Origin of the sequence: Paraburkholderia sp. EG286A (assembly GCF_040965375.1) — a bacterium.
GTDB lineage: Bacteria > Pseudomonadota > Gammaproteobacteria > Burkholderiales > Burkholderiaceae > Paraburkholderia.
In genome coordinates this window covers 720,433-745,424 of record NZ_JBFRCB010000004.1, presented here as the reverse complement: position 1 = coordinate 745,424, position 24,992 = coordinate 720,433, and the positions used below count along the sequence as shown (strand labels likewise).

Below are 24,992 nucleotides of genomic sequence, written 5' to 3'. Positions count from 1 at the left end.
TGTTCGGCGCATTTTGGCAGCGGGATGCGTTCAGGGATGTAGCCCGAACATACCGTGCCAGATCGTACTAAAGAGGTTGGCGTGACGACGATCGTCGGACTTTTGCGACTCCTCGTCGCCTGCGCCGTGCGACGAAGACGGCGGCACGGCCTGGTCCGGCTCTGCGGCATTGCGCGACGCGGCGCTGTCCGCCTGACGCGACAGGTGCAGCGCGATAGCGCCATCGGCAATGCGCCCGGCCAGTTGGGATTCGCAATCACTCGCGAGCAGTGCGCCGAACACGACGTCGCGGTTGTAGCCCTGCTCCGCGAAGCGCATGGCCACGCTCACGTGCCGCGCATACGCCTCCTGACGCGCGGCCTCCTGCAAACGCGCCTCTTCTTCCCGCTCATGGGCCATACGCCCCATTTCCTTGGCATAGACCGCGTCGTAGACGCTGCGCTGCGCCGGATCGGAAAGAATCGCGTAAGCCTCCTTGATCTCCTGGAACTGCGCATGAGCAGCGGCTTCGCGTCCCATATTACGGTCGGGATGCGCTTTCATCGCGGCCCTGCGGTAGGCCCGCTTGATATCTGCGTCGCTCGCGTCGTCGCTTACGCCCAGCAAGTCATACAACGTCGCCATGGCTCGCACAAATGGAAGTGAGATCCGGTCGATCGTAGCATGTCGTCCGCAGATGCACCGCGCATGCGATGACGATCGCCAACCGGCAACCGGTCAATTGTCCTAAGCAAACGGGCCGCGGAAATCGAAATCCGCCTGCGCCACCAGCGCGCAGCACCCGGGTACTCAGCGTCGAACCCGTGTCCAGCGACACCAGTCGTGGTGATCGAGATTGCGCAGCAAATCGGCCCTGCGCCGTTCGCGCCGATAGTGAGCGGTGACACCAACTGCCGCTATTACGAGCACGATCGTGCCGGCAGCCATACCCAGCCAGGACTGGTCCACGTCAGCCTCCTCGGATCCATGCGGATCGCAACCCAATTGTGAGCAACGCACTCTGAATATAGCCTGTCCGTGTGACAGACTATGCGGTCTCGACCGCCAATCAGCGCACGCGGGCGACCGCTCTCAGGAGCGCATCGCCTTGAGGCGTCACGCGGGGCGTAGGGAAGCCGGATTCGGGCGTATCGACGATGACCAGGTGAAGATCGCGAAGCGCACCGAGTTCCTCCCGGTCCGGCTCGATCCGCCCCGGCGCATTCTTTATCAGCATCAACGTGGCAAGTTCGTGGGGGCTCAACATGTCATTTCCCTCCCGCTTGATCCTGTTTGATCACGCTTCTTCGCGGCTGCGAGCGCACTCGCGGCCCGAATGCGATGCGTGCTACCGCAGCTTCGCCGCAGTCTCCGCCGCGATGTCCATGCATGCGCGCGTGTACCCGGCCGCCTGCGAAGCAACCCACGGCAACATCTCGACCTGGTTGCGGACAAATTGCTCGGGCGTCTGCACGGACAACATGCCTTCGAAGTGCTGTTGCGAGCCAGCGAATATCGACCTGCAAGTCGCGAGATTCAGGCGTGAGAGTTCACAAAAGCCATCGAATAGATGACCGGTCAACGTAGTGAACTTTGCGGCCCACGATTCGCTTCCCGCCGCCGCGAATTTTTGATTAGACATACTAATTTACCCCCCGTGCATTTCATCAATCGTTATGTCTGTATCGACCGCGTTTGATGTATGGCTTCTCAACGCGAGTGGCGTTGCTCATTCAGAAGCGAATGCCGGTGTCGATCTAGAGCCTTGATTCTAACTTTGTTAAATCCGCCTCATGAATGCTAGTTGAGTCAGGAGTTTCCCCAATTTATTACGCGGATGGATTCACCCCGAAGTATGGCGGCGGCAAGTGCAGAACAGGCTTGTGAAAAGTTGACTTGTCAGCCTGGATCTCAGCCAGTCAGACAAGAAAAGACGAATTACGGGTTTTGCGCTATGTGGTAAGGCAAGAAGTCAAACAAGGTACCGCTTGCGATGAGGATTCATCGCAAGCGGATTGTGAGTGCAGCGCTGTTGCGCCCTCAAGCAAGGGTGAACGGGCAAATCAATGGGCGCTGACTTTCACCGCATTGCGTTGCGCAAGCAGCTCGCGTATGCGCGCCAGATGCAGATCGCCAACGGCCGTATGAACGGGCTCGACCTTGCGGGCCCGACGCGCAGCAGGCGGCCACGCGCCGAGGTATCGGCACAGCGCGGAAACGAACGGCCGCTTCCCTCCGCCAGCAAGCCGCCGGGTCGCAGCGGCAACGCGATCCGCCCCTACATTTGCCACCAGCCATTCAAACGCCTGACGGTCTTCGTCATTCACAATGCGAATTAGCGATTCCATGCGACGCTCCTACTGGACGTAAACACATACTGTGAATTTATACAGTATTCTGCGTCAGCGCAAGCCAGGTTTGAACTGGCTCCTGGGGAGCGTTCGCCGGGGTAAGGAAAGATCGCGAGTCGCCTTCTGGCGGCGTTGCCTCGGATGGAAGCGCGGGCGAGACGCTACTCGCTGGCCGCGGCGTCCTCTTTCTGGGCTTTCAGCCGGTTTCTCACGGCCGTCACGCCCAGCACCGGCCTCGCCGCATTGCCCGCGCGCGAGATCTGCCAGGTCTCCGGGACGGTGCCCGAGAGCGTGACGACGCCATGGCTGACCCGAATGTGAATGTCCGAATCGTCGAGATCCGGAACGCGCCTGATGGCACGGCGAACGTCACGCACCACCGAGGTATCCGGCCGGCTTCCGGGTGTCGATGCCGAGACACGTTGCACGGCCACACCGGCCGGCTCGCTCACACCGGTTTGCGCGTTCGCATTGGCAGCGCAGCTCGCGATAGCCACGAACACCATCGCGCCGATCGTTCCATTCGCACCGTTTCTGTTCATGCTGCCTCCATCGGGTCGAGTCAACCGAGGAAAAGCGCCGCCTCTACGCGTATGTTCGCACAGGTATTCACGCGTCGCGTTCACGATGGCCTGCCCCGCCCCGATGGCTGCCCGAGCGCACACGCAGACGCAGCGGATGACTTCGGCGCCGCACTGCGCTACCCTAACAACTCCGATACAAAAAGTCGTCGTATAACCATGTCACACATCAGCACCGGCGTCGAATACGGGCTGCATTGCCTGCTCTATCTTGCCGGCACGTCCGCCGGCGTGCGCGAGGCGAGCGTGCGCGACCTCGCGGAAATGCAGGGCGTGCCTGTCGATTACGCCGCCAAGCTCTTCACACGCCTCGCCAAAGCCGGCATCGTCGAGTCGACCGAAGGCATACGCGGTGGCTTCAGACTCGCGAAACCCGCACGCAATATTTCGGTGCTGGATGTCGTCGACGCCATCGACGGCGAAAAGGCGCTCTTCGACTGTCGCGAAGTGCGCCGGCAATGTGCCGTTTTCGACGACGAGCCGCCCGCATGGGCCACACGCGGCACCTGCTCGATCCATGCCGTGATGCAGGGCGCCGAGCGCGCCATGCGCGCAGAGCTCAAGCAACACTCGATTGCCGATCTCGCCACCCGCGCGTATTCCAAGGCGCCTGCCAGCTATCACCATCACGTGGTGGACTGGTTCACGGAGCGCGCCGCCAATCGGCGCGGGTAACATCCGTCGCTTGACAGGCCCTTCCAGCATGCGAAAAGACGCGGAGCCTTCAACGAGGCTTCCGCGTCCAATCCGATCCGTCGTTATCCTGAAGGATCAGGCAACCACGATGCGCAGCGGATCTGCGGCGATGAGCGCTTGCTCGCGGTCCGCGCGAGGCGGATAGATCCATTCGGAGTTGATCTGGCGCTTGAGCCTCTTCGCCTCGGCGCCCTGCAACTTCACTTCGCGTTCCCAACCTTCGGTATAGACCGCGCCCCACGGGCCCAGATCCAGACAGGTCACGTACTTCGGCTGGCTATACGGAATCGGCGCGAGGCCGAGCAGATCGGCGGCCGCGTTGTGGCCTGCCGAGCGCCCCAGGTTCATCGCGTGCTGGCACGACATCATCGTGTGATTGCCTTCGTCGTCGGTGGCTGCGCGGGCGACGTCGCCGGTCGCGTAGACACCGGGCACGCCCTCCACCGCGAGGTTGCGATCGACATGCAGACGTCCCATGGCGTCGAGGCGGCCCGGAATCTGCGCGGTCAATGCGCTCGCACGCAGCCCGGCCGTCCAGATCACCGTGTGCGATTCGATACGCTGGCCGTCCGTTGTCGTGACGCCGCCGGCATCCACTGAAGCCACACCCGAGCCGAGCTTCCACGTCACGCCGAGCGAACCCAGTGCCTCTTCGATCACGGGACGCGGGCCCGCGCCCAGATCGGGGCCGATCGCATCGTTACGTTCGACGATGATCACCTTCACATTCGCTCGCTCGCCCAGCGCCGCGCGCAGGCGTGCCGGCATTTCCGCAGCGGTCTCGATGCCGGTGAATCCGCCGCCCGCCACCACCACGGTATTGCGCGCGGGCGAGTCCGGCTGGCCGGCCAGACTGCGGATGTGCGCTTCCAGTTCGACCGCTTCGTCGGTCTGGTCCACGCTGAAGGTGTGATCGGCCAGGCCCGGAATCGACGGGCGGAACAGCCGGCTGCCAGTGGCCAGCACGAGGCGGTCGTAGCCGAGCGTAGAGGACTGGCCGTCGACATCGGTCAGATCCACCGCGCGGCGCTCCACGTGAATGCGCTCGACCGTGCCCTGGATGAACTTGACGCCAGTCGCATCGAAGATCTCCGTGAGCGGCGCCCGGAAGTTCGCGGGGCCCTCTTCGTACAGACGCGGACGGACATGCAGATGCGGGTCCGGCGCGACCAGCGTGATCTCCACGTCCGTGCGCTCCTGCTCATCGAGCAGCCGCGCCGCGCTCAGCGCGCTCCACATGCCGGCGAAGCCGGCCCCAATAACAAGAATACGCTTCGACATGTGTGCTTCTCCAATGCAGGGATACGGGATATCGGTGGACTCGCGCCGCGCCTGCGCAACGCATAACTCGGATTCTATGAGTCGTAGTTTAAATGCGCAAGCCCCCGTTTGGGACGCACTGTTGACGAATCAGGCAACCATGTTGCGTGGCCGGGCGCTACATGCCCATGCCCGTCCCTGCTCCCGTGCTCGTGCCCGTACCCGTACCCGTACCCGTGGCCGGGTTCGGCGTCGCATTCAGATCGATTCGTCCATACACGCCATCGGCTTCGTCGTTCGGCCCCGCGGCGAAGAACAGCGTATTGGAGGGCTGATTGCTGAGGTTGTTGCCGAACGCAATGCCCCACACGCCGGATTCGACGAGCGCATTGCCGTTCGACCCGTTGAGCGGCCCCATCGACTGGCCGTTCGATGCATTGAACGCGTTGATTGCGCCATTACCGAAATTGCCGATCAGTATCGCGCCGCTCATCGAGCCGAAGTTCGCGGGCGCTTGCGCAATGCCCCATGGCGCGTCGAGCGGACTCCCCGTCGCGAAGCGCTGCTTCAGGTTGCCGGCCGTGTCGTACACGTCGACCATGCCCAGCCCCGCGCCTGCAACGTCGTCGTGCTTCGCCGCGTCCTGCATCGCATACGTGACGAACAGATTCGAACCGATCGCCTGAATGCCGAACGGCGCGAAGCCGGCCGGCATCGTCGGGTCCGTGAAGCCGCCGGGCATCGTCACCTTGTTGAACGAGGTATTGAAAACGTCGATCTTGTTGTTATGGAAGTCGGTCGCGTAGAGGAAGTTCGCGTTGTTCATCGTCGCGAGCGCGAGCCCCTTGTACACGGCGCCGCCCGTGCCGTCGTCGTACATGACGAATGCGTTGGTCGGCCCGACCGTTGGCGCCCACGCGGTGATGGTGCCGCCCTCGCCCGCGAAGATGAACGCTGCGAGGCCGGACTTGCCGTTTTCCGTGACGGTAAAGCTTTGTGTGCCGTTGAAGACGATGCCCGTGGGCGATGCCGTGCCGTTCTTGCCGCTGGGTATCGCGACGATCAGCGATTGCGGCACGCCGTTGCCGTCATAGAGCGTGGCGACATTGGTGCCGTTGTCCGCGACCCAGGCAAAACCGTTCGGATTGAAGGCGACACCCCAGGGGTTTTTCAGATTCCCGTCGATGTGCGCGGCCGCCACCGCGCCATCGGAAACGAGCGCCGTCGCCGTGAACGACGACGGGGCGGGCACGCTCGCACTGCTGGAACCCGAGTTGGAACCGGAACTGCCGCCACACGATACGAGCGTCGCGATGGCCGCACCACATGCTACGACGCCGAATACGGCGAGTAGAGACTTCATGACCGCACTCCTCGTTCAATCCAGGGGACTAACGGACAAAGAACGAGGAGGATGCAGCGTTTATTCCAGCGAAGAAACAGGGCTTGCTTCTCTGGCGACCGCAATGACTGAACTAGCTAGCGAAAAACACGTGGCGGGCAACGAGCGCTATGTGTGACTATCGGGCGCCTCCAGACTCGCCGATACCGGCGGCGATCTGCGCGGCGTACCGAGCAGGGCGAGTTGTTTCTCGTGCGGCGTCAGCGCGCCACTGTCGCGCTTGTCCGCTGCGGCATATTTTTGCGCGGCATGAGAGAAATCGCCTTCTCCTTCCAGCGCCTGCCCCCAAAGTTCATACGAGGGCGCGAGATCGGGACGAAGCTCCACCGCGCGCGCAAGCTTGATGATCGCCGCCTCGTATTGTCCGTTGTCGATGAGCGCTTCTCCCCAGTCATGCAGGATGTTCACGTCGTCGTGGTGCATTTCATCGGCGCGGCGAAACGCGCCAAGCGCTTCGGCATACCGGTGCGCGTGCAACAGGACGTCGCCGAGCAAGCGCTGGTTCTCCGCGGTGCTCCACCGCTCGTGAGCGCCCGCGCGAAGCTCCTTGATCGCGGCGTCGATGCTGTGCTCCTGCTCGAGCGCGATACCGAGATTGGCGCGCAAGACGGCCGAGTGTGGATACAGCAACAGCGCGTCGCGTGACTGCTGTTCCGCCTCCTCAGCACGATTTTGCCGCAGCAGCAGCCAGCCTTTTCCAGCGAGCGCCCATTGGCGTTGCGGTGAGCCAGGCCGGCTGAGGACATCGTCATAAATGGCTTCGACGTCGCTGTAGTCGCATTGGCCCGGCGAACACCGTGTCTTTTGCACCGTCGTGAACACATGGCTCGCAAGCGTATTCGGTTCGACGAGCCGCATGACCTCGATCGCGATGTCCCGCACCGACTGGTTGAAGTCCTTACCGGTGAACGCGACGTCGTCGTGCATGGCGTTGAACGGGCCGTTTTCGATCTGGATATGCGCGACATACCCATCCGCGCTGCCGCTCACATGCGTAATGCCGATATGGACAACCACGTCCTGCTTGTTCCTGAACAGCGTCGATTTCAGAAAGCCGACGATCGAGGCATAGGACATGTCTTGACCCGGCAGCTTGATGTCCGGGCTGTCGTTATCGGCCAGCGAGACATCGTGTGGAACCGCCTCGCTGTCGCTGCTGATTCCGCGCATCGCCGAAAGAATTCGTTCTGCCAGGAATTCCGGGGTATAGCCGGTCTCGGCCAGCGCTTTCGGTGTTTCCACTGGCGGCACCAGCACGTGCTGCGTGAGCGCGCCGGAGATGACGAGCCAGCAAAAGGGCACGGTCAGTACCGCGATGACCCAGGTGAGCACAAAGGGCCACAACTCCCGTGGCGCGCGGCCGATCAGCCCGACCAGAAACAACACATGAGACAGACCCGCGGGCCTGCGATCCGGAACGCTCGACATGTTGCACCTCGACTCGGCTGCAGTTGGCTGGGCCCAACTGTCGGTCGGCGTGAATGCATCGAATGTGCCAGCGCTCTAAAAAGCCCTGCTGGCCGCCGTTTTGGCCATGTTTGTGAACGTCGCGCGTGGCGGGTGTTATCTCCTGACCAACGCTTGAACGCGGCGAGTGCCGGTTCGCGGCACACACCTGCGAACGCGCGCTTACTTCACCGCCTCCACGTCTTCGACCTCGCCCGCCACGGGCACGTTGCCCGAGGGGCTCATCATGCGCGGCTGCAGCATCAGCGCGACGAGTCCGGTCCAGCCGGTCTGGTGCGATGCGCCGACGCCGCGCCCGTTGTCGCCATGGAAGTACTCATGGAACAGCACGAGATGGCGGCAGCGCGGATCGGCCTGCAGCAGCGGGTACGCGCCCATCACCGGGCGCTCGTTGTTGCGGTCGAGCAGAAAGAGCGTCGTGACGCGGCGCGCCAGCTCGTCGGCGATCTGCGCGAGCGAAAGCTTCTTGCCCGAGCCGGTCGGATACTCGACGCGAAAATCGTCGCCATAGTAGCGGTGGAATTCGTACAGTGACTCGATCAGCATATAGTTGACCGGCATCCACACCGGGCCGCGCCAGTTCGAATTGCCGCCGAATACGCGCGAATCCGATTCGGCCGGCAGGTATTTGACGCGGAAGTCGCAGCTGTTGTGCCGGTAAACAAAAGGCTCGTCGAGATGGGCACGAGAGAGCGCACGCACGCCGTGGTCCGAGAGAAATTCGGCTTCGTCGAGCATGCGCCGCAGCAGTGCCTTCATGCGGTGCCCGCGCAATAGCGAGAGCAGCAATGAATTGCCCTTGCCGGGTTCGTTCCAGCGTGACACGAGGCTGGCGAGGTCAGGCCGGTGCTGGAGGAAGAAGACCAGCCGCTCGCGCAGCCCCGGCAGGCCGCCGTGCACCCGCTCCTCCAGCACGCGCACCGCGAAGAAGGGAATCAGCCCGACGATCGAGCGCATCCGCAGCGGCACGCTGGTGCCGTCCGGCAGCCTCAGCTTGTCGTAGAAGAACTCGTCCACGCTGTCCCACAGGCCCGTCTCGCAGCCGTCGTCGCAGCTCACCGCGCCAGCGATATACAGGAAGTGCTCGAAGAACTTCACACCGATATCGACGAACACATGGTTCGCGAACGCGAGTTCGAGCGCGATGCGCATCAGGTCGAGCGCGTAGGCCGCCATCCACGCGGTGCCGTCCGCCTGGTCGAGGTGCCCGCCTGTCGGCAGCGGCGACGAGCGGTCGAAGATGCCGACGTTGTCGAGCCCCAGGAAGCCGCCCTGGAAGATGTTGTGGCCGTCCGCATCCTTGCGGTTCACCCACCACGAAAAATTCAGCAGCAGCTTGTGGAAGATGAGCTCGAGAAAATCCCGGTCCGCCTTGCCGGTGATCGCGCGATCGATTTCATACACGCGCCACGCCGCCCACGCGTGCACGGGCGGATTCGCGTCGCCGAACGCCCATTCGTAGGCGGGCAACTGGCCGTTCGGATGCTGATAGCGGTCCTTCACGAGCAGCAGCATCTGCTTCTTTGCAAACATCGGATCGACCAGCGCGAACGCGACCGCCTGAAACGCGAGGTCCCACGATGCGTACCACGGGTACTCCCATTTGTCGGGCATCGAGAGGATGTCCGCGTTGCACAGATGCCGCCAGTCCGCGTTGCGCCCGCTCTGGCGCGCGGCGGGCGGTGTCGGCTGCAGCGGGTCGCCTGCCATCCAGCGGTTCACGTCGTACTGGTAGTACTGCTTCGACCACAGCATGCCCGCCAGCGCCTGGCGCTGCACGAGCCGCGCATCGGCGCTCTCGATGTCGCGCTGCAGCGCGTCGTAGAACGCGTCCGCTTCGGCGATGCGCTGCGCGAACAGGCCGTCGATATCGAGCGCCACCTCGTCCTTCGGCGCGGACAGCGGACGCCAGCGGAACGTGACGACCGCGCGCCCGTGCGCCGCGATCTCGAGATGCACGCGCGCGGCCACCTTCGTGCCGGCGTCGCGCCGGATCGCGTCGTGGTTGCCGTGCACGACGTAGTCGTCGAAGCCGTCCTTGAATGGGCCCGCGCCGTCCATGCCGAAGAGCCGCTTCACGTTGGTCTCGTTCTCGCAAAACAGCCACTCGACACGCTCGCCGCCTTGCGCGGCAGCCGTCACGACGAGCGGCTCGTGCGTGCCACAGTGCGCCACGACGTGCTCGCCGCCGGCCGACGAGACGAGCGCGAGCGACGGCTTGCTGCCTGCGGCCTTCCACGACCACGTGTTGCGCGCCCAGAACTGCGGCAACACATCGATCGATGCGTGCTGCCCGGCGCGGTTCTCGACTGTCACGCGCATGACGATGTCTTCCGGCGTGTGCTTTGCGTATTCGATCTGTACATCGAAATAATGCTCGTCATCGAATGCGCCCGTGTCGAGGATTTCATATTCGGGCGAGCCGGCGCCGCGCCGCGCGTTTTCGTCGACCAGGTCCTGGTAGGGAAACGCCGCTTGCGGGTACTTGTAGAGCATGCGCATGTACGAATGCGTCGGCGTGCTGTCGAGGTAGAAGTACAGCTCCTTCACGTCCTCGCCATGATTGCCTTCCTGATTCGTGAGGCCGAACAGACGCTCCTTCAAAATCGGGTCGAGGCCGTTCCACAGCGCGAGCGAGCAACACCAGTCCAGCCGCTCGTCGCCGAAACCGGCCAGGCCGTCCTCGCCCCAGCGATAGGCGCGCATGCGCGCGTGGTCGTGCGGGAAGTAGTCCCACGCGGTGCCGTGCTCGCTGTAATCCTCGCGTACCGTGCCCCATTGGCGCTCGCTGAGGTACGGTCCCCAGCGCTGCCAGCGGGCGTAATCGGCCGAGTAGAGGCGTTGGCCTTCAACCGTGTGGATGAGGCCGGCGGCGCGCTGCAGCATGGGCATCTCCTTGAATTGGGGCGCGGCGCAAGCGTCGCGAGTCTCCCATGCTAGCGCGGTTTGCCCGCCGGGCGTGCGCGCGGCGCTTCGGCTGCGGACTAGCCGGCGTCGCCGAGCCGTTTCAGGACGCGCAGCAGTTCGCCGAGCGACCAAGCCTGGAACGGCGCGCCGCCAGGCCGGTGCGGCGCATCGCCATCGGCGACCTCGGGAAGGTGGTCGAGCCCGGCGCGGTCGAGATGCGCGAGCAGCGGCGCGACGAACCGCTCGCGAGCGAGCGCGCGCTGCGCCGCGGTATCGCCGTTCACGCGCAGCCAGGCGTCCACGAAGGGGCCGAGCAACCAGGGCCAGACGGTGCCCTGATGATAGGCGCCGTCGCGCTCGAGCACGCCGCCACGGTACTGCCCGCGATACGCGCGGTCAGACGGCGCGAGCGTGCGCAGCCCCATGGGCGTAAGCAGCCTGGCTTCGACCTGCGCGACGACCGGGCGCGCCGCGTCGCCTTCGAGCAGCGCGAACGGCAGACCGCCTGCCGCGAAGATCTGGTTCGGCCGGATCGAGCGATCGGCCGTGCCGTCTACGTGGTCGACGTCGACCACGTCGAATAGCGCCCCCGTCGACGGATCGACAAAGCGCCCGGCAAACGAGGCGCTGGCGCGCGCTTCGAGTTCGCGCCAGCGCGTATCCCATGCCGCCGCAATGCGCAGCGCGTTGATCCAAAGCGCCTGAATTTCGACCGGCTTGCCGATACGCGGTGTGACCACCCAGTCGCCCGCCTTCGCATCCATCCAGGTGAGCTGCATGCCCGGCACGCCGGCTCGCAGCAGGCCATCGCGCGGATCGGCCGCGATCCGGTAGCGCGTGCCGCGCGCATAGCCTTCGAGGATGGCATCGACGGCGCCTTGCAGCGCATGCCGCGCTTCGTGCGGCACGTTCCCGGCCGCGAAGTACTCGTGCACCGCCACGACGAACCACAGCGATGCGTCGACGGAGTTGTATTCGGGCGCGCCGCCCGCATCGGGAAAGCGGTTCGGCAGCATGCCCTCTGATACGGTCGCCGCCCATTCGAGCAGGATCTCGCCCGCCTCCTCGTAGCGCTCGTTCGCGAGCAGCAGACCACGCATGGCGATGAACGTGTCGCGGCCCCAGTCGGTGAACCACGGATAGCCCGCGACGATCGTGCGGCCGTCGCCGCGCGCGACGACATAGGCGCTGGCCGACCGCTGCAGGCGCGAGCCGAACGACGCCCGGCGCACTTCTTCAAAGCCGGCGAGCAGTTGCGCGCGGCTCGCCGCGCTTTCGCCGCTGTCGAGCGTGGTATCCGGCGCAGGTGCACCGGACGATGGTTGCGCGCGCAACAGCATCACCGCGTCGCCCTCGCGCAGATCGAACGTGAACACGCCTGGCGTCGCGAGGTCCTCGGTGTAGTCGAGACCGCGCTCGCGTTCGCACGTGTAGCAGAAGTTGCGGTACCAGTCCGGCGCATGCGTATAGCCGCCGTTAGAGTGCGCGACGATGGCCGGTAGATCGCCGTACGGTTGCCAGCGCACGTGCTCGCCGTCGATCCGGGCGTTGAAGTCGAACGCGGAGTTCTCGTGGTGGAGCCCGTGATAGTCGCGGCCCGAGATCAGCGGGCGGACCTTCAGCACGGCACCGCCAGCCCCGGAGGGCGCATTGAGCCGCCAGCGCAGCACGGTCTCGCGGCTCGCCTTTGCCACGAACACTTCTGCCGTGAGCATGGCGCCGCCGTCCAGCCGGTAGCGCCACGTGGGCCACGGCGTGGAGTCGAAGCTCGCGATGCGCTCGGAGGTATCGGCATAGAGCAGATCGGGCGCGTAGCGCTGCATCGTCAGTGCGGTCTTGCGCTCCCCGTCCTCGAGCCAGGCTTCGATGCCGTTGACGAGCACCACGCGGTTCGTGGGCGGCTGCCTGGCCGTGAGCAGCAGCGCGTGATAGCGGCGCGTGCGCGCGGTGCCGACGGTGCCGGATGCGAATCCGCCAGCGCCGTCCGCTTCGAGCCATTCGTCGTCGAGGCGCTGCGCATCGATGGGGCTGTCAAGACGCGTCATCGGATGTCCTACCCTCGTGGATCATCTGCGCAACGATACTCCCGTTCGCCTCGGGCTGCCGTGAGCGTCAAAGTCGGCGCAGTTGCACCGCCCCGTCATTCGACGGTTCGCCCGCGCCGCTGCCGGTAATGGATCTGCGCGGGCACCTGAATGGACTCGGGTGCGCCCTCGCCTTCGAGCAGTGAAAACACGCAACGCAGGCTATGTTCCGCGAGTTGAGCGCTGTCCTGCACGATGGCGTCGATGCGAAGCGGCAGGCAGTCGAGCAGCTGATGATCGTCGAAGGTCATCACGCAGCCCGGCGCCTGGGCGAGTTGGTGTGCTTCGTTCACGAACTCCAGCAAGCCTTCGAGCAGCGTGATCGAACCGGCGAACAGCGCCTCGGGATAGCGCCCATGCGCTTCGAACCAGGCCTTCATCAGCGCATAGCCCGACTCACGCTGGTAGTCGCGCTGAAACACCCAGTCGGCCTGCTCCGCAATGCCGTGGCGCTCGAGCGCGAGCCGGTAGCCCGCCAGGCGGTCGCGGCTCGGTGACAGTTCGGGCTGGCCGCCGAAAAACACCACTTCCCGCACGCCCTGCTCGATCGTCTCGCCCACCAGGGCCGCCACCGTTTCGGCGGCGTCGGTAATCACATAGGGAATCGCGCTCGTCGCCACGCGGCGGTCGGCGAACACGATCGGCAGACGCTTGACCCACTTGTCGTAGCGCGGCGCATCGGCGGTGCACGGCACGACCACCACGCCATCCACCTGCTGCGCGACCAGATGCGCGAGGCCCTCGGTCTCGCGCACCGGATCTTCGTCGCTCGTCACGATCACGAGCTGATACCGGTAGCGCTCGCGGCATTGCCATTCCATGGCCTGGGCGAGCGCGGCGTGCGCCGAGTTGGTCAGATCGGGAATCACGAGGCCGATCGTGTTGCTGCGCCGCGAACGCAGCGCGCGCGCCGATTGCGACGGCGTGAAATGATGGTCCCTCGCCACCTGCAGCACGCGCTCGACCGTGGCCGCCGAAATACGGTAGCGCTCGGCGTTGCCGTTGAGCACCATGCTGGCCGTGGTGCGCGAAACCTCCGCGAGGCGGGCAATGTCGTCGATAGTCAGACGCTCGAACTGGGACACGCGGCGTTCCTGCTAGGTGTGGGTTGGGGATCGGGTGAACGCGGGAGCGAAGAGCCCGCGACGCGGCTGGGAGCCCGGGCAAGCCCAAAAACAAAGCGCCCCGTGTGGCACGGGGCGCGCGGTCGCTCTCAAGCGCGCGCGGACGCGAAGATCTTCGCGTCCGATGGTACTACGCTCGCGCGCGCCTGAAAACGTGCTTACTGCTTGTACAGGTTCAGCGGCACCGGGATGAACTTGTCGACCGGCTGACCGTCGACCACCTTCTTCGCGGCCTGCACGCCATACTGGCCGATCAGTTCGGGCTGCTGCTGCACGGTCGCGGCCATCTGGCCGGCCTTGACCGCGGCGATCGCGTCGTCGGTGGCGTCGAAGCCGACCACGGCCACGTTCTTCAGGCCCGCAGCCTGCAGCGCCTTGACCGCGCCCAGCGCCATTTCGTCGTTCTGCGCGAACACGCCCTGAATGTCCTTGTTGCTCTGGATGATGTTTTCCATCACCGACAGGCCCTTGGCGCGATCGAAGTCGGCCGGCTGCTTCGTGACGATCTTCACGCCGCCCTTGGCTGCGATTTCATCGTCGAAACCGGCGCCGCGCTCGTTGGCCGCCGACGAACCCGGAATGCCTTGCAGCTCGACGATGTTGCCCTTGCCGCCCAGCTTGTCGGCGAGGAAATCAGCAGCCATTTTGCCGCCCGCCTTGTTGTCCGAAGCGATATGCGAGCTGACTTCCGCGCCGTTCACGCTGCGGTCGAGCGAAATCACCTTGATGCCCTTGCTCGTCGCTTCCTTCACGACGTTGGCCACCGCCGAAGAATCGGTCGGGTTGATCAGGATGACGTTGACCTTCTTCTCGATCAGGTCTTCCACGCTCGCCTGCTGCTTGGCGGGATCGTTCTGCGCGTCGACGGTGATGAGCGTCACGCCGTCCTTCTTCGCTTCGTCTTCGGCGCCCTTCTTGAGCGAGACGAAGAACGGATTGTTGAGCGTCGAGATCGACAGGCCGACCGTGACCGCGCCGCCCGAAGCCGGCGCCGCAGCCGACGCGCCGGCATCGGCGGTGCTGCCCGGACCTTCCTTCGAGCAGGCCGCGAGGCCCAGCACGAGCGAACCGGCGGCAAGCGCCGCAAAGAGTTTCGAGATCGACGGCGAATTGTGCTTATGCATAGTCTTCCTCCTCGTTATTTGTCGAGTATGTGGAGATAAAAAACTCAGGATATCTATTGATGCGAAACTGCCGCGCCACGCGAATGGAGCGTGGTGCGGCCGGGGATTACGACGACTTCTTGTTGCCGCGGTCGATCAGCACGGCAAGCAGGATCACGATGCCCTTGATGACCTGCTGATAGAACGACGACACGTCGAGCAGGTTCAGGCCGTTGTTGAGCACGCCGATCAGGAGCGCGCCCACGAGCGTGCCGAAGATCCAGCCGCGGCCGCCCGTGAGGCTCGTGCCGCCCAGCACGACCGCCGCGATGGCGTCGAGCTCGTAGCCCGTGCCGGCGGTCGGCTGCGCGGAGTTCAGGCGCGAGGTCAGCACCACGCCCGCGAGCGCCGACATGACGCCCGCGATCGTGTACACCCACAGCTGGATGCGATCGACCTTCACGCCGGAAAGCTTCGCCGATTCGGCATTGCCGCCCGTCGCATAGATATGGCGGCCGAACACGGTCTTGCGCAGCAGGACCCAGAACACGCCGAACATCACGAGCATCAGCACGACGGGAATCGGCACGAGGCGCGCGACATAGCCGCCGCCCAGCAGCGAGAAGAAGTCGCTGCTAAAGCTGCTGATCGGGCTGCCGTTCGACACGACGAGCGCGAGGCCGCGCAGCACCGTCATCGAACCGAGCGTGGCGATGAACGGCGCGACCTTGCCCTTGCTGATCACGAGACCGTTGGCAAAACCCATCAGGCCGCCGGCCACGAGACCGGCGAGCGTCGCGACGACGGCGGGCTTACCCGCGCTCAGCAGCGTCGCGATGATCACCGAGGAAAGCGCGAGCACGGAGCCCGCCGAGAGATCGATGCCGCCGAGCAGGATCACGAGCGTCATGCCGAACGCGATCAGCGCGTTGATCGACGCCTGCCGCATCACGTTGAGCAGGTTGTCGAGCGTGAGGAAATCGCGGCTCACGATCGAGAGCGCCACCGAAATGATCAGCAGTGCCATGAAGGGTCCGAGCTTTTGCAGCGTCGCCCGGCTGCCGGGGGTAAGGGTCACTTGCGACATGTCATGTCTCGCTAGTTTTCAGTGATTGGGTAAGCGCCTTCGCTCAGGCCGCCACGGCTTGCGTGGCACTCGCCTGGCCGCCGGCTGCCGCCGTCATGATCCGTTCCTGGGTGGCCGCGGCTGCCTCGAAGATGCCGTTCTGGCGTCCCTGATGCATGACGAGAATGCGGTCGCTCATGGCCAGCACTTCGGGCAGCTCGGACGACACCATCACGATGGCGACGCCCTGCTCCGCGAGCTGATTGATGATCGTGTAGATCTCGGCCTTGCCGCCCACGTCCACGCCGCGCGTGGGCTCGTCGAGCAGCAGCACCTTCGGCGGCTGCGCGAGCCACTTCGCGAACACGACCTTCTGCTGATTGCCGCCCGAAAGCGCCTTGACGTCCAGTTCGGCGTCGCGCGTGCGCACGCGCAACTGCTTGATGAGCCCGTCGACGGCGCTGCGCTCCGCGCGCTCGTTGACGAAGCCGAGCGTGGCGTACTGGTCCAGATGCACGAGCGTCGCGTTTTCGCGCACCGACATGCCGAGCACGAGCCCCTGTCGCTTGCGGTCTTCCGTGACGAAGCCAATGCCCGCCGCAATCGCGCTCGACGCGTCGCGCACCTCGAGCGGCTTGCCGTCGAGCGTGACCGTGCCCGCGGTCTTGCGGTTCGCGCCGAACAGCGTACGCAGAATCTCGCTGCGGCCTGCGCCCATGAGCCCGGCGATACCGAGCACCTCGCCCGCGCGCACGTCGAACGTAATGCCTTCGATATGGCCGTCGTCCGCCAGACCGGACACGCTCATGCGCACGTCGCCCGGCGCATGGCTGCGCTTTGGGAATCGCTCGCCGATCTCGCGGCCCACCATCAGGCGCACGATCTCGTCGAAGCCGGTGTCGCGAATCGCGCGCTCGCCGACGAAATGGCCGTCGCGCAGCACGCTGATCTTGTCGCATACACGGAAGATCTCTTCCATGCGGTGCGAGACGTAGACGATCGCCACGCCGCTCGCCTTGAGCGACTGCATGATCTCGAACAGCGTTTCGATCTCGCGGTTCGTGAGCGCGGCGGTCGGCTCGTCCATCACGAGGACTTGCGCGTTCAGCGACAGCGCCTTGGCGATTTCCACGAGTTGCTGCTGACCGATGGAGAGCAGCCCCGCCTCGGTCTGCGGATCGATACGCTGCGCGCCTACCTTGTCGAGCCACTTGCGCGCCTCGTTGCGCATCGTCGCGACATCGACCATGCCGAAGCGGCTCGGCTCGCGGCCGAGGAACAGATTCTCCATCACCGTCAGTTGCGGGATGAGGTTCAATTCCTGGTGAATGATGGCAATGCCAGCGCGTTCGGCCTCGACGGTGCTGCGGGTCTGCACCGCGCGCCCATCGACGAGGACCTCGCCTGCATCGGCTTGATACACGCCGCTCAGGATCTTCATGAGCGTCGATTTGCCTGCGCCGTTCTCGCCCATCAGCGCGTGGATCTCGCCGGCCTCGATGCGGAAATCAACGCCTTCGAGCACCCGAACCGGACCGAACGCCTTGCCGATCCCCTGCATCATCACTTGCATCCTGGACCTCTCAGAAGATCACGCCCGAATGCAAAATCACATTCGCGTAGGGGCTGCATTCGCCGGTGCGGATCACCGCCTTCGCCTCGCGGCAGCGGCGCTTGAATTCTTCGTGCGGTACGTTTTCCACGGCGATGTGCGCGGCGGCCATCTCGCGGCTGCGCGCCACCACGGCCGCGTTGTGCGTCTGCGCCTCGCTCGCGAACACCGCGCGCTCGGCCTTGAAGTCGGCGAGCACGCTGTCGAGCACGGCGAAGAAGTCGGGCACGCCCACCGCGAGCGAAACGTCGATGCATTCCACACCGTCGGGAATGGGCAGGCCGCAGTCGGCGATCACGAGGCTGTCCGTGTGGCCCATGCGCGCGAGCACGCGTGCGATATCGCGATTCAGATGTCCGTGTTTTTTCACTGCGAATCTCAGGCTTGCGTGTTCAGGAAGGCTTCGAGTTCGGCGAGCGTGGGCATGCCGCCCTGCGCACCGGCGCGCGTCACCGAGAGCGCGCCCGCCGCGTTCGCGCGCCGCACGGCCTCGCCAATGCCGAGATGCCAGAACGCCGCGAGCGCGCCGTTGAAGGTGTCGCCGGCGCCGGTCGTATCGACGGCTTCGACGGTGAATCCCGGCTGATGCACGAGCGCGCCATCGGCGTCGGTGTAGTACGCGCCGTCTTTACCGTGCGTCATGGCAATGCGCACAGGCGAGCGCGCGATGACCTCGGCCCACGCGCCTTCCGGCGTTTGCAGCGCGGTCGCGAGCTCGTGCTCGTTGGGCGTGAGCAGCGTGGTCAGCTCGAGCAGCTCGCCGCTCAGTTCGACTGCGGGTGCGGGATTAAGGAAGAACGGCTTGCCGTGTTCGCGAGCGCGCCGCGCGGCATGGAGCACCGTTGCATAGGGCACTTCGAGTTGCGCGAGCACGACGTCGGCCTGGGCGATCGCGGCGCTTGCACGGTCGATGTCTTCGGGCGAAAGCTCGTGGTTCGCGCCCGGCACGACGATGATCGCGTTGTCGCCGCCCGAGAGTGTGATCGAGGCAATGCCTGTCGCCTCGCGACCCGTGCTCACATGCGCGATATCGACGCCTTCGCGCGCCAGCGTCGCTTTCATCTCGCCGCCGAACGCATCGGCGCCGACGCAGCCGATCATCGTCACCTCCGCGCCAAGGCGCGCCGCCGCGACCGCCTGGTTCGCGCCCTTGCCGCCCGGATGGGTCGAAAAATGCGTGCCGAACAGCGTCTCGCCGAGCCGGGGAAACGTGTCGGTCGTGACGACCATGTCCATGTTGATGCTGCCCACCACCACTACGCGCGCCATTGCACTCCCTTTCCACGGCTTGCCGCGCCTGCGGTTTTTTGCCGTGCTAAAACGTAATCAGCTTGGGAGCGCAGTTATACCAGAGTCCTCACGCGGGTGAAATAGACCCAGGGTATTACCGGATACGCATAACAATATGTCCCTGATTATTGGCAACCAGCCGAAGCGGGACGACGCCGCGTCATGCGAAGCGCTATGCTGTCGAACCCAATTGAAGAACAGCAAGGAGATGACGAAGCATGAACAGAACGGTGACGGTGGCGGGCGTGATCGGCACGGGATTGATGGGCGTCGGCATCGCGACGCAATGTGCGCTGCACGGCCTGCGCACGATCGTCCATGACGTCGATCCCGCACGGCTCGACAGTGTGTCCGCGAAGGCCCAGGCCGTGCTCGACGAACTGATCGACGCAGGCCGCATCGACGCGGCAACAGGCGCGGCCGCGCTTGCGCGTATCGAAACGAGCGCGACACTCGACGCCATGGCCGAAGCCCAGTTCGTCTTCGAGGCCGTGCCCGAAGTGCTCGATCTCAAGCACCGGCTCTATACGCAACTCGGCGCGGTGCTCGCTCCCGACGCGATTCTCGCGAGCAACACGAGCGGCTTCGAGCCGGATCTGCTGGCAGAGCCGCTGGCCGCGCCCGAGCGCTTCGTGATCGCGCATTTCTGGAATCCGCCGCACATGATCCCGCTCGTCGAAGTCGTGCCGGGGCGCGCCACCACGCCCGACGTCACCGCGCGAACCGAGACGCTGATGCACGCGATCGGCATGGAGCCCGTCGTGCTCGCCAAGGCGATCCCCGGCTTCGTCGGCAACCGGCTGCAATTCGCGGTGCTGCGCGAGGCGCTCAATATCGTGCGTTCGGGCGCGGCGAGCCCCGAGGTGGTGGACCGCGTGATGAAGGCGTCGCTCGGCCGCCGGTGGGGCATCGTCGGCCCGTTCGAGAGCGCGGACATGGGCGGCCTCGACACCTTCGTCGACATCTCCTCGCATCTCATGCCCGAACTGGCGAAGGACGAAGACGTGATCGATTTGTTGCGCGCGCAAGTCAAAGCGGGCCGCGTGGGTGTGCGCAGCGGCGCGGGCTTTTACGACTGGGATGAAGCACACGTGGCGCGCGTGAAGGCCGCGCGCAAGCAGCTGATTGCGGGCGGGTGACTGCGCGGACTCACGGCATCAAACGTCGATACCCAGCGCAACGATGCGCCGGTACAGCGTCGCGCGCGCCATGCCGATCTGCGCGGCGGCTTTCGTCACCTGGCCGCCCGCCGCGCGCAACGCGTCGGTCAGGAAGCGGCGTTCGTAGTCGCGCATTGCTTCGTCGTACTGCTGATACTGCGGCGCGCCGGTGTCGTCCTGCGTATCGTGCTGAGCGCCCTCCTCCTCGTCCCGGCGCTGCCCGCGCCCGTCGCCGATGAAGCGCGCGAGCGAGCGCGCATCGATGCGCTCGCTATCCGATAGCAGCACCGCGCGCTCGAGCGTGTTGCGCAACTCGCGCACGTTGCCCGGCCAGCCATACGCACACAGCACTGCGAGCGCGTCCTTGTCGAGTTCGAGATGCCCCGCGCCGCTCTCCACCGCGAGCTTGTCGAGAATCGAATACGCCATCGCCTCGATGTCCGCCAGGCGCTCGCGCAGCGGCGGCACACGAATCATCAGCACGTTGAGCCGATAGTAGAGGTCCGCGCGAAACCGGCCCTGCGCCACGAGCGCGGGCAGATCCGCCGAGGTCGCCGCGATGATGCGCACGTCGGTGCGCACGATGCGATTCGAGCCGAGCGGCTCGAACTCCTGCTCCTGCAAAACCCGCAGCAATTTGCCCTGCAGCGCGAGCGGCATGTCGCCGATCTCGTCGAGAAAGAGCGTGCCGCCCTGGGCCAGCTCGAACTTGCCGATGCGCCCCTTGCGCTCCGCGCCCGTGTACGCGCCCGCCTCCGCACCGAAGAACTCGAGTTCCAGCAGCGTGTCGGGAATCGCCGCGACGTTCACCGTCACGAGCGGACTGTCCGCGCGTCCGGACGCGCCGTGGATGGCGTGTGCGAGCAATTCCTTGCCCGTGCCCGTTTCGCCGAGCAACAGCACCGGCGACGCGAGACGCGCGGCCCGGCGCGCCTGGCGCTTCACTTCGAGGCTTGCGGCGCTGGTGCCGATCAGGCTCGAAAAGCTGTACTTCGCGCGGCGCACCTGCGCGAGCGACTGGCGCGTGCTGATCAGTTCGGCGCGCAGCCGCGCGTACTGGCTGAAGAGCGGCGACAGTCCCTTGAGTTCGTTGAACAGCACGAAGCCGACGGCGCCGATCGTTTCGCCGTTGTCGTCCTTGATCGGCAAACGCGTGACGACGATCGGATCGCGATCGGTCTCGAGAATGTCGAGCAGGATGGGTTCGCCCCCCTTCACGACGTCGCGCATCATGCTGTTCGGAATGACGGCTTCACAATCGAGACCGATCACGGCCATGGGGTCGTCAAAGCCGAAGCGCGCCGCGTAGTCCCGGTTGATCCAGACCACGCGCGCGTTGCGATCGACGATCACGGTGCCTTCGCTGAACTTGTCGAGCGATTGAAAGAGCGATTGCATCGCCAGCTTGCGCACGTGGTCGTAGTCGGCCAGCAGCGCGGTCGTTTCGATTTCCATTCGGTGCTTTTCTTTGGGCGCGGCCCTGACGGAGCCCGTCACGGCCAGTGGATTCTCATTTTCGGGACGCATTATCTCAGAAATGAGATTGCGCCACGTCCCCTGAAATTACCCGGCTTTGCGCGCGGGGTGGCAAGCGGCGGCGCGCTTTCTTCGCCCAAGCTGTCTCAGTTCTGAGACTCGCAGCCACCGCAACCACCCCAGCGCACCCCTGCGCCCCATGCCGCCCGTTCGCGCGCCGCTTCGCGCAAGGCTCCCCGCCCGCTGGCACATATCGTGCTCTATTGCGCGGTCGCGCCGGCTTCGGCGCGCGCGAACAACAAACAGACCTGCACGAATAAACCAACTGGAGACAAGATGTCCTTTGTGATTGTGATCGCCGCTTTGGCGTTCCTGATGTTCGTGGCCTACCGCGGCTACAGCGTCATTCTCTTCGCGCCCATCGCCGCACTGGGCGCCGTGCTGCTGATCGATCCTTCCGCCGTCGCCCCCGTGTTTTCCGGCATCTTCATGGAAAAGATGGTCGGCTTCGTCAAGCTCTACTTCCCCGTCTTCCTGCTCGGTGCCGTGTTCGGTAAGGTCATCGAACTATCGGGCTTCTCCGAGGCGATCGTGGCCGCCGCGATCCGCTACATTGGCCGCTCGCGCGCCAACGCCGTGATCGTCGCGGTCTGCGCGCTGCTCACGTATGGCGGCGTCTCGCTCTTCGTCGTGGTGTTCGCGGTGTATCCGTTCGCCGCCGAACTCTATCGCCAGAGCAACATTCCCAAGCGCCTGATGCCCGGCGCGATCGCGCTCGGCGCGTTCACGTTCACGATGGATTCGCTGCCCGGTACGCCGCAGATCCAGAACATCATTCCCACCACGTTCTTCAAGACCACCGCGTGGGCCGCGCCCTGGCTCGGCGTGATCGGCTCGGTCTTCATCATCGTGGTCGGGCTCTCGTACCTCGAATGGCGCCGCCGCAGCGCCATGGCGAAGGGCGAAGGCTATGGCACGTCGCTCGTGAACGAACCGGAGCGCGTCGAGACCGGCAACCTGCCGCATCCGGCGCTGGCCATCGCGCCGCTCGTGCTGGTTGGCGTCGCCAACTTCCTGCTGACGAAGTGGATTCCGCAGTGGTACGGCGAAAGCTTCACCGTCGCACCCGACGTGCTGCCCGGCATGCACGCGCCCGTAACGGTGGCCGTGAAAAGCGTCGTCGCCATCTGGGCCGTGCAGGGCGCACTGCTGCTCGGCATTCTGCTCGTCATCGTGACGGCGTTCGGCCGCGTGAAGGAACGCTTTGCGACCGGCACGAAGACCGCAGTGAGCGGCGCGCTGCTTGCCACGCTCAATACGGCATCCGAGTACGGCTTCGGCGGCGTGATCTCGGCGCTGCCCGGCTTCCTCGTGGTCGGCAATGCGCTCAAGGCCATTCCGAATCCGCTCGTGAATGCGGCCGTTTCGGTTTCGGCGCTCGCGGGTATCACGGGTTCGGCTTCGGGCGGCATGAGCATCGCGCTCGCCGCCATGTCGGACACCTTCATCAAGACCGCGCAGGCCATGCACATTCCGATGGAAGTGCTGCACCGCGTGGTGGCAATGGCGAGCGGCGGCATGGATACGCTGCCGCACAACGGCGCGGTCATCACGCTGCTCGCGGTCACGGGCCTCACGCACCGCGAATCGTATCGCGACATTTTCGCGGTCACCATCATCAAAACGCTTGCGGTCTTCTTCGTGATCGCCGTGTTCTACCTGACCGGCATCGTCTAACCGGCAACTACACCAGGCCCACCCATGCATCTCCCCAACACGCTCTCCCTCGCCGGAAAAACCGCCGTAGTCACCGGTTCGACCAGCGGCATCGGTCTCGGCATTGCGACGGCGCTGGCTCGCGCAGGCGCCAATATCGTCCTGAACGGTTTCGGCGAGCCGGCGGCCGCGCTCGCGCAAATCGAAGCGACTGGCGTGCGCGTCGCGCATCACAACGCGGACATGAGCCGTCCTGCCGAGATCGAAGCCCTCGTGGCTTTCGCGGCCAGCACGTTCGGCGGTCTCGATATTCTCGTCAACAACGCGGGCATTCAGTATGTCGAAACGATCGAGAACTTTCCGGTGGAGCGCTGGGACCAGATCATCGCGATCAATCTGAGCGCGACGTTTCACGCGACGCGCGCGGCGCTTCCCATCATGCGCGCAGCGGGTTGGGGACGCGTGATCAATATCGCTTCGGTACACGGGCTCGTGGGCTCGGTCGGCAAGTCGGCGTATGTCGCGGCCAAGCATGGCGTGATCGGGCTCACCAAGGTCGCGGCACTGGAAACCGCGCGCACCGGCGTGACCGTCAATGCGATCTGTCCGGGCTGGGTGCTCACGCCGCTCGTGCAAAAGCAGATCGACGATCTGGCCCACCGCGAGGCCATGTCCATCGAAGACGCTACGCTGAAACTGCTCGGTGAAAAGCAGCCGTCGGCAAGCTTTGCGACGGTCGAGCAGATTGGCGGCGTGGCGGCGTTCCTGTGCTCGGAAGCGGCGAGCGAGATGCGTGGCGCCGAGCTCAAGGTGGATGGCGGCTGGCTCGCGCAGTAAAAGCGGCGGCGCGCGAGCGACGCACAACGCGTCAATCGCGCGCCATGCGCCGCAGCTTCATGGCGTGCAGCCGTTGGCTGAGCCCTTTGAAGACACTGTTTTCGTGCGGGTCGCCGAAATGAAACAGCACCGTGCATCGAACGCTGGAAGGCGCGCAGGCCTGATTCGCATGCAGCGAGCGCAAGCCCCAAATGAAGTAAAGGTTACCCGGCTGCAACGTCACGACCTTCGCAGAAAGCCATGTCTGCACACGCGGTGAGCGCCAGATCCTCGCGAGCAGTTTTTCCACGATCGCCTTCTCGACGATGTTGACGATCGCAAAGCGCCGCGCCTTGCGTAGATTCGGAAACATGACGAGATGGCCGGCCCGTTCGCCCGGGTCATTGGGAATCAGAATCGGCAGCAGGATCGATATGGCGTACGAGTCGTAGTGGAAATTGTTCGAGTGACGGATGCCCTGCTTTCCCGAAAGCACGCGCATCACCGGATAAATCCGCTCGCTCGGCGGCAGCGTCCCCATCTTGCGCACATAAAGCTCGCGCAACAACGCGTGCAGCCTCGAGTCTTCGAATAGCGGGGCGAGACAGGTGCCCGTTATCCATTGCGCCCCGCTAAAGCCAAAGTATCGGGCGCCCTGCTGCCCCACCAGCTCGGCTACCCCGCTGCGCAGCTTCGTGAGAATGGCGGCTGGCACGATGTCGCGAAGCACGCCCACCCCGTCGTCGTCCATCGACTGAGCGAGCGCCAGCGCACTCTGCACATCTATCCGCACGATTTCATCGAGCGGCCGTTCATCGTCCAGCACGTTCATTGCGGTCCCTCGCTCAGCCCGATCGGCGAATACGGGCACACGGTCAATGCAGACCGTAGACTGAGGGAAA

At 64.8% G+C, this 24,992-nt stretch carries 23 protein-coding genes and 1 pseudogene; 7 read left to right on the top strand and 17 right to left on the bottom strand.

What is annotated here, in order from left to right:
* Positions 1-30: 30 nt before the first annotated feature.
* Positions 31-624, bottom strand: a complete 594-nt coding sequence (locus AB4Y35_RS22305) for a DnaJ domain-containing protein (protein WP_368705954.1) — start codon at positions 622-624, stop codon at positions 31-33.
* Positions 625-822: 198 nt separating this feature from the next.
* Here AB4Y35_RS22305 and AB4Y35_RS22300 point away from each other — a divergent pair, with 198 nt between their 5' ends.
* Positions 823-990 (top strand): hypothetical protein, encoded by a 168-nt coding sequence (locus tag AB4Y35_RS22300; protein ID WP_368705953.1) that lies wholly within the window; start codon positions 823-825, stop codon positions 988-990.
* A gap of 58 nt (positions 991-1,048) precedes the next feature.
* Here AB4Y35_RS22300 and AB4Y35_RS22295 read toward each other — a convergent pair whose 3' ends face one another.
* The gene (locus AB4Y35_RS22295; RefSeq protein ID WP_028204658.1) at positions 1,049-1,246 is read right to left on the bottom strand and encodes a hypothetical protein; all 198 of its coding nucleotides are present in this window, start codon (positions 1,244-1,246) and stop codon (positions 1,049-1,051) included.
* 81 nt (positions 1,247-1,327) lie between these two features.
* Positions 1,328-1,621, bottom strand: a complete 294-nt coding sequence (locus tag AB4Y35_RS22290) for a phasin family protein (protein WP_368687952.1) — start codon at positions 1,619-1,621, stop codon at positions 1,328-1,330.
* Positions 1,622-2,102: 481 nt separating this feature from the next.
* Between AB4Y35_RS22290 and AB4Y35_RS22285 the strand changes: the two genes are divergently transcribed.
* Positions 2,103-2,318: a hypothetical protein gene (locus tag AB4Y35_RS22285; RefSeq protein WP_368705952.1), complete on the top strand. Its 216-nt coding sequence runs from the start codon at positions 2,103-2,105 to the stop codon at positions 2,316-2,318.
* Positions 2,319-2,491: 173 nt separating this feature from the next.
* Here AB4Y35_RS22285 and AB4Y35_RS22280 read toward each other — a convergent pair whose 3' ends face one another.
* The gene (locus AB4Y35_RS22280; RefSeq protein WP_368705951.1) at positions 2,492-2,872 is read right to left on the bottom strand and encodes a BON domain-containing protein; all 381 of its coding nucleotides are present in this window, start codon (positions 2,870-2,872) and stop codon (positions 2,492-2,494) included.
* A gap of 198 nt (positions 2,873-3,070) precedes the next feature.
* On the opposite strand from AB4Y35_RS22280, the gene AB4Y35_RS22275 reads away from it, so the two are divergent.
* Positions 3,071-3,586: an Rrf2 family transcriptional regulator gene (locus AB4Y35_RS22275; protein WP_028204661.1), complete on the top strand. Its 516-nt coding sequence runs from the start codon at positions 3,071-3,073 to the stop codon at positions 3,584-3,586.
* Positions 3,587-3,682: 96 nt separating this feature from the next.
* Here AB4Y35_RS22275 and AB4Y35_RS22270 read toward each other — a convergent pair whose 3' ends face one another.
* Entirely contained in the window at positions 3,683-4,888 is a 1,206-nt protein-coding gene (locus AB4Y35_RS22270) for an NAD(P)/FAD-dependent oxidoreductase (protein WP_368705950.1), read from the bottom strand.
* A gap of 157 nt (positions 4,889-5,045) precedes the next feature.
* Positions 5,046-6,230, bottom strand: a complete 1,185-nt coding sequence (locus AB4Y35_RS22265; RefSeq protein ID WP_368705949.1) for a TIGR03118 family protein — start codon at positions 6,228-6,230, stop codon at positions 5,046-5,048.
* Between AB4Y35_RS22265 and AB4Y35_RS22260 the strand changes: the two genes are divergently transcribed.
* On the top strand, positions 6,229-6,387 hold the full coding sequence (locus tag AB4Y35_RS22260) for a hypothetical protein (protein WP_342921728.1): 159 nt from the start codon (positions 6,229-6,231) through the stop codon (positions 6,385-6,387). The genes AB4Y35_RS22265 and AB4Y35_RS22260 overlap by 2 nt on opposite strands.
* Here the strand turns inward: AB4Y35_RS22260 and AB4Y35_RS22255 are convergent.
* The 9 genes and pseudogenes from AB4Y35_RS22255 to rbsK form a co-directional block, all read right to left on the bottom strand.
* Positions 6,378-7,697: a tetratricopeptide repeat protein gene (locus AB4Y35_RS22255; RefSeq protein WP_368705948.1), complete on the bottom strand. Its 1,320-nt coding sequence runs from the start codon at positions 7,695-7,697 to the stop codon at positions 6,378-6,380. The two genes, AB4Y35_RS22260 and AB4Y35_RS22255, sit on opposite strands and share 10 nt — an antisense overlap.
* 201 nt (positions 7,698-7,898) lie before the next feature.
* Positions 7,899-10,628 carry a glucosidase gene (locus AB4Y35_RS22250; RefSeq protein WP_368705947.1) on the bottom strand — a complete coding sequence of 910 codons (2,730 nt, stop codon included), beginning with the start codon at positions 10,626-10,628 and terminating at the stop codon, positions 7,899-7,901.
* 92 nt (positions 10,629-10,720) lie between these two features.
* On the bottom strand, positions 10,721-12,688 hold the full coding sequence (locus tag AB4Y35_RS22245; protein ID WP_368705946.1) for an amylo-alpha-1,6-glucosidase: 1,968 nt from the start codon (positions 12,686-12,688) through the stop codon (positions 10,721-10,723).
* Between the two features lie 95 nt (positions 12,689-12,783).
* Positions 12,784-13,812 (bottom strand): substrate-binding domain-containing protein, encoded by a 1,029-nt coding sequence (locus AB4Y35_RS22240; protein ID WP_368705945.1) that lies wholly within the window; start codon positions 13,810-13,812, stop codon positions 12,784-12,786.
* Positions 13,813-14,009: 197 nt separating this feature from the next.
* Entirely contained in the window at positions 14,010-14,975 is a 966-nt protein-coding gene (gene rbsB, locus AB4Y35_RS22235) for a ribose ABC transporter substrate-binding protein RbsB (RefSeq protein ID WP_324162576.1), read from the bottom strand.
* A gap of 106 nt (positions 14,976-15,081) precedes the next feature.
* A complete protein-coding gene (locus tag AB4Y35_RS22230; RefSeq protein ID WP_368705944.1) occupies positions 15,082-16,041 on the bottom strand; it encodes an ABC transporter permease in 960 nt (319 codons plus the stop codon).
* Between the two features lie 43 nt (positions 16,042-16,084).
* Complete coding sequence (locus tag AB4Y35_RS22225; protein ID WP_368705943.1) at positions 16,085-17,593, bottom strand: sugar ABC transporter ATP-binding protein; 1,509 nt, start codon at positions 17,591-17,593, stop codon at positions 16,085-16,087.
* Positions 17,594-17,603: 10 nt separating this feature from the next.
* A complete protein-coding gene (gene rbsD / locus AB4Y35_RS22220) occupies positions 17,604-18,002 on the bottom strand; it encodes a D-ribose pyranase (RefSeq protein ID WP_368705942.1) in 399 nt (132 codons plus the stop codon).
* 8 nt (positions 18,003-18,010) lie between these two features.
* Positions 18,011-18,975: pseudogene (rbsK, locus tag AB4Y35_RS22215) on the bottom strand (ribokinase).
* 165 nt (positions 18,976-19,140) lie between these two features.
* On the opposite strand from rbsK, the gene AB4Y35_RS22210 reads away from it, so the two are divergent.
* Positions 19,141-20,061 (top strand): 3-hydroxyacyl-CoA dehydrogenase family protein, encoded by a 921-nt coding sequence (locus tag AB4Y35_RS22210; protein WP_368705941.1) that lies wholly within the window; start codon positions 19,141-19,143, stop codon positions 20,059-20,061.
* Between the two features lie 18 nt (positions 20,062-20,079).
* On the opposite strand, the gene AB4Y35_RS22205 is transcribed toward AB4Y35_RS22210, so the two are convergent.
* Positions 20,080-21,537 carry a sigma-54 interaction domain-containing protein gene (locus AB4Y35_RS22205; protein WP_368705940.1) on the bottom strand — a complete coding sequence of 486 codons (1,458 nt, stop codon included), beginning with the start codon at positions 21,535-21,537 and terminating at the stop codon, positions 20,080-20,082.
* Between the two features lie 357 nt (positions 21,538-21,894).
* Between AB4Y35_RS22205 and AB4Y35_RS22200 the strand changes: the two genes are divergently transcribed.
* Positions 21,895-23,295, top strand: coding sequence for a GntP family permease (locus AB4Y35_RS22200; RefSeq protein ID WP_368705939.1), 1,401 nt, complete (start codon positions 21,895-21,897; stop codon positions 23,293-23,295).
* A gap of 24 nt (positions 23,296-23,319) precedes the next feature.
* Positions 23,320-24,111: a 3-hydroxybutyrate dehydrogenase gene (locus tag AB4Y35_RS22195; RefSeq protein WP_368705938.1), complete on the top strand. Its 792-nt coding sequence runs from the start codon at positions 23,320-23,322 to the stop codon at positions 24,109-24,111.
* Positions 24,112-24,142: 31 nt separating this feature from the next.
* Here the strand turns inward: AB4Y35_RS22195 and AB4Y35_RS22190 are convergent, their stop codons facing one another.
* A complete protein-coding gene (locus tag AB4Y35_RS22190; protein ID WP_368705937.1) occupies positions 24,143-24,922 on the bottom strand; it encodes a hypothetical protein in 780 nt (259 codons plus the stop codon).
* Between the last annotated feature and the right edge of the window lie 70 nt (positions 24,923-24,992).

Excerpts from the sequence above, each read along its gene's own strand:
- AB4Y35_RS22280 (WP_368705951.1), bottom strand. The coding sequence starts at position 2,872 with ATGAACAGAAACGGTGCGAATGGAACGATCGGCGCGATGGTGTTCGTG.
- AB4Y35_RS22265 (WP_368705949.1), bottom strand. The coding sequence starts at position 6,230 with ATGAAGTCTCTACTCGCCGTATTCGGCGTCGTAGCATGTGGTGCGGCC.
- AB4Y35_RS22270 (WP_368705950.1), bottom strand. The coding sequence starts at position 4,888 with ATGTCGAAGCGTATTCTTGTTATTGGGGCCGGCTTCGCCGGCATGTGG.
- AB4Y35_RS22225 (WP_368705943.1), bottom strand. The coding sequence starts at position 17,593 with ATGCAAGTGATGATGCAGGGGATCGGCAAGGCGTTCGGTCCGGTTCGG.
- AB4Y35_RS22285 (WP_368705952.1), top strand. The coding sequence starts at position 2,103 with ATGCAGATCGCCAACGGCCGTATGAACGGGCTCGACCTTGCGGGCCCG.
- AB4Y35_RS22230 (WP_368705944.1), bottom strand. The coding sequence starts at position 16,041 with ATGTCGCAAGTGACCCTTACCCCCGGCAGCCGGGCGACGCTGCAAAAG.
- AB4Y35_RS22250 (WP_368705947.1), bottom strand. The coding sequence starts at position 10,628 with ATGCCCATGCTGCAGCGCGCCGCCGGCCTCATCCACACGGTTGAAGGC.
- AB4Y35_RS22205 (WP_368705940.1), bottom strand. The coding sequence starts at position 21,537 with ATGGAAATCGAAACGACCGCGCTGCTGGCCGACTACGACCACGTGCGC.
- AB4Y35_RS22305 (WP_368705954.1), bottom strand. The coding sequence starts at position 624 with ATGGCGACGTTGTATGACTTGCTGGGCGTAAGCGACGACGCGAGCGAC.
- AB4Y35_RS22260 (WP_342921728.1), top strand. The coding sequence starts at position 6,229 with ATGACCGCACTCCTCGTTCAATCCAGGGGACTAACGGACAAAGAACGA.
- AB4Y35_RS22290 (WP_368687952.1), bottom strand. The coding sequence starts at position 1,621 with ATGTCTAATCAAAAATTCGCGGCGGCGGGAAGCGAATCGTGGGCCGCA.
- AB4Y35_RS22200 (WP_368705939.1), top strand. The coding sequence starts at position 21,895 with ATGTCCTTTGTGATTGTGATCGCCGCTTTGGCGTTCCTGATGTTCGTG.
- rbsB (WP_324162576.1), bottom strand. The coding sequence starts at position 14,975 with ATGCATAAGCACAATTCGCCGTCGATCTCGAAACTCTTTGCGGCGCTT.
- AB4Y35_RS22275 (WP_028204661.1), top strand. The coding sequence starts at position 3,071 with ATGTCACACATCAGCACCGGCGTCGAATACGGGCTGCATTGCCTGCTC.
- AB4Y35_RS22195 (WP_368705938.1), top strand. The coding sequence starts at position 23,320 with ATGCATCTCCCCAACACGCTCTCCCTCGCCGGAAAAACCGCCGTAGTC.
- AB4Y35_RS22190 (WP_368705937.1), bottom strand. The coding sequence starts at position 24,922 with ATGAACGTGCTGGACGATGAACGGCCGCTCGATGAAATCGTGCGGATA.
- AB4Y35_RS22210 (WP_368705941.1), top strand. The coding sequence starts at position 19,141 with ATGAACAGAACGGTGACGGTGGCGGGCGTGATCGGCACGGGATTGATG.
- AB4Y35_RS22295 (WP_028204658.1), bottom strand. The coding sequence starts at position 1,246 with ATGTTGAGCCCCCACGAACTTGCCACGTTGATGCTGATAAAGAATGCG.
- AB4Y35_RS22245 (WP_368705946.1), bottom strand. The coding sequence starts at position 12,688 with ATGACGCGTCTTGACAGCCCCATCGATGCGCAGCGCCTCGACGACGAA.
- AB4Y35_RS22255 (WP_368705948.1), bottom strand. The coding sequence starts at position 7,697 with ATGTCGAGCGTTCCGGATCGCAGGCCCGCGGGTCTGTCTCATGTGTTG.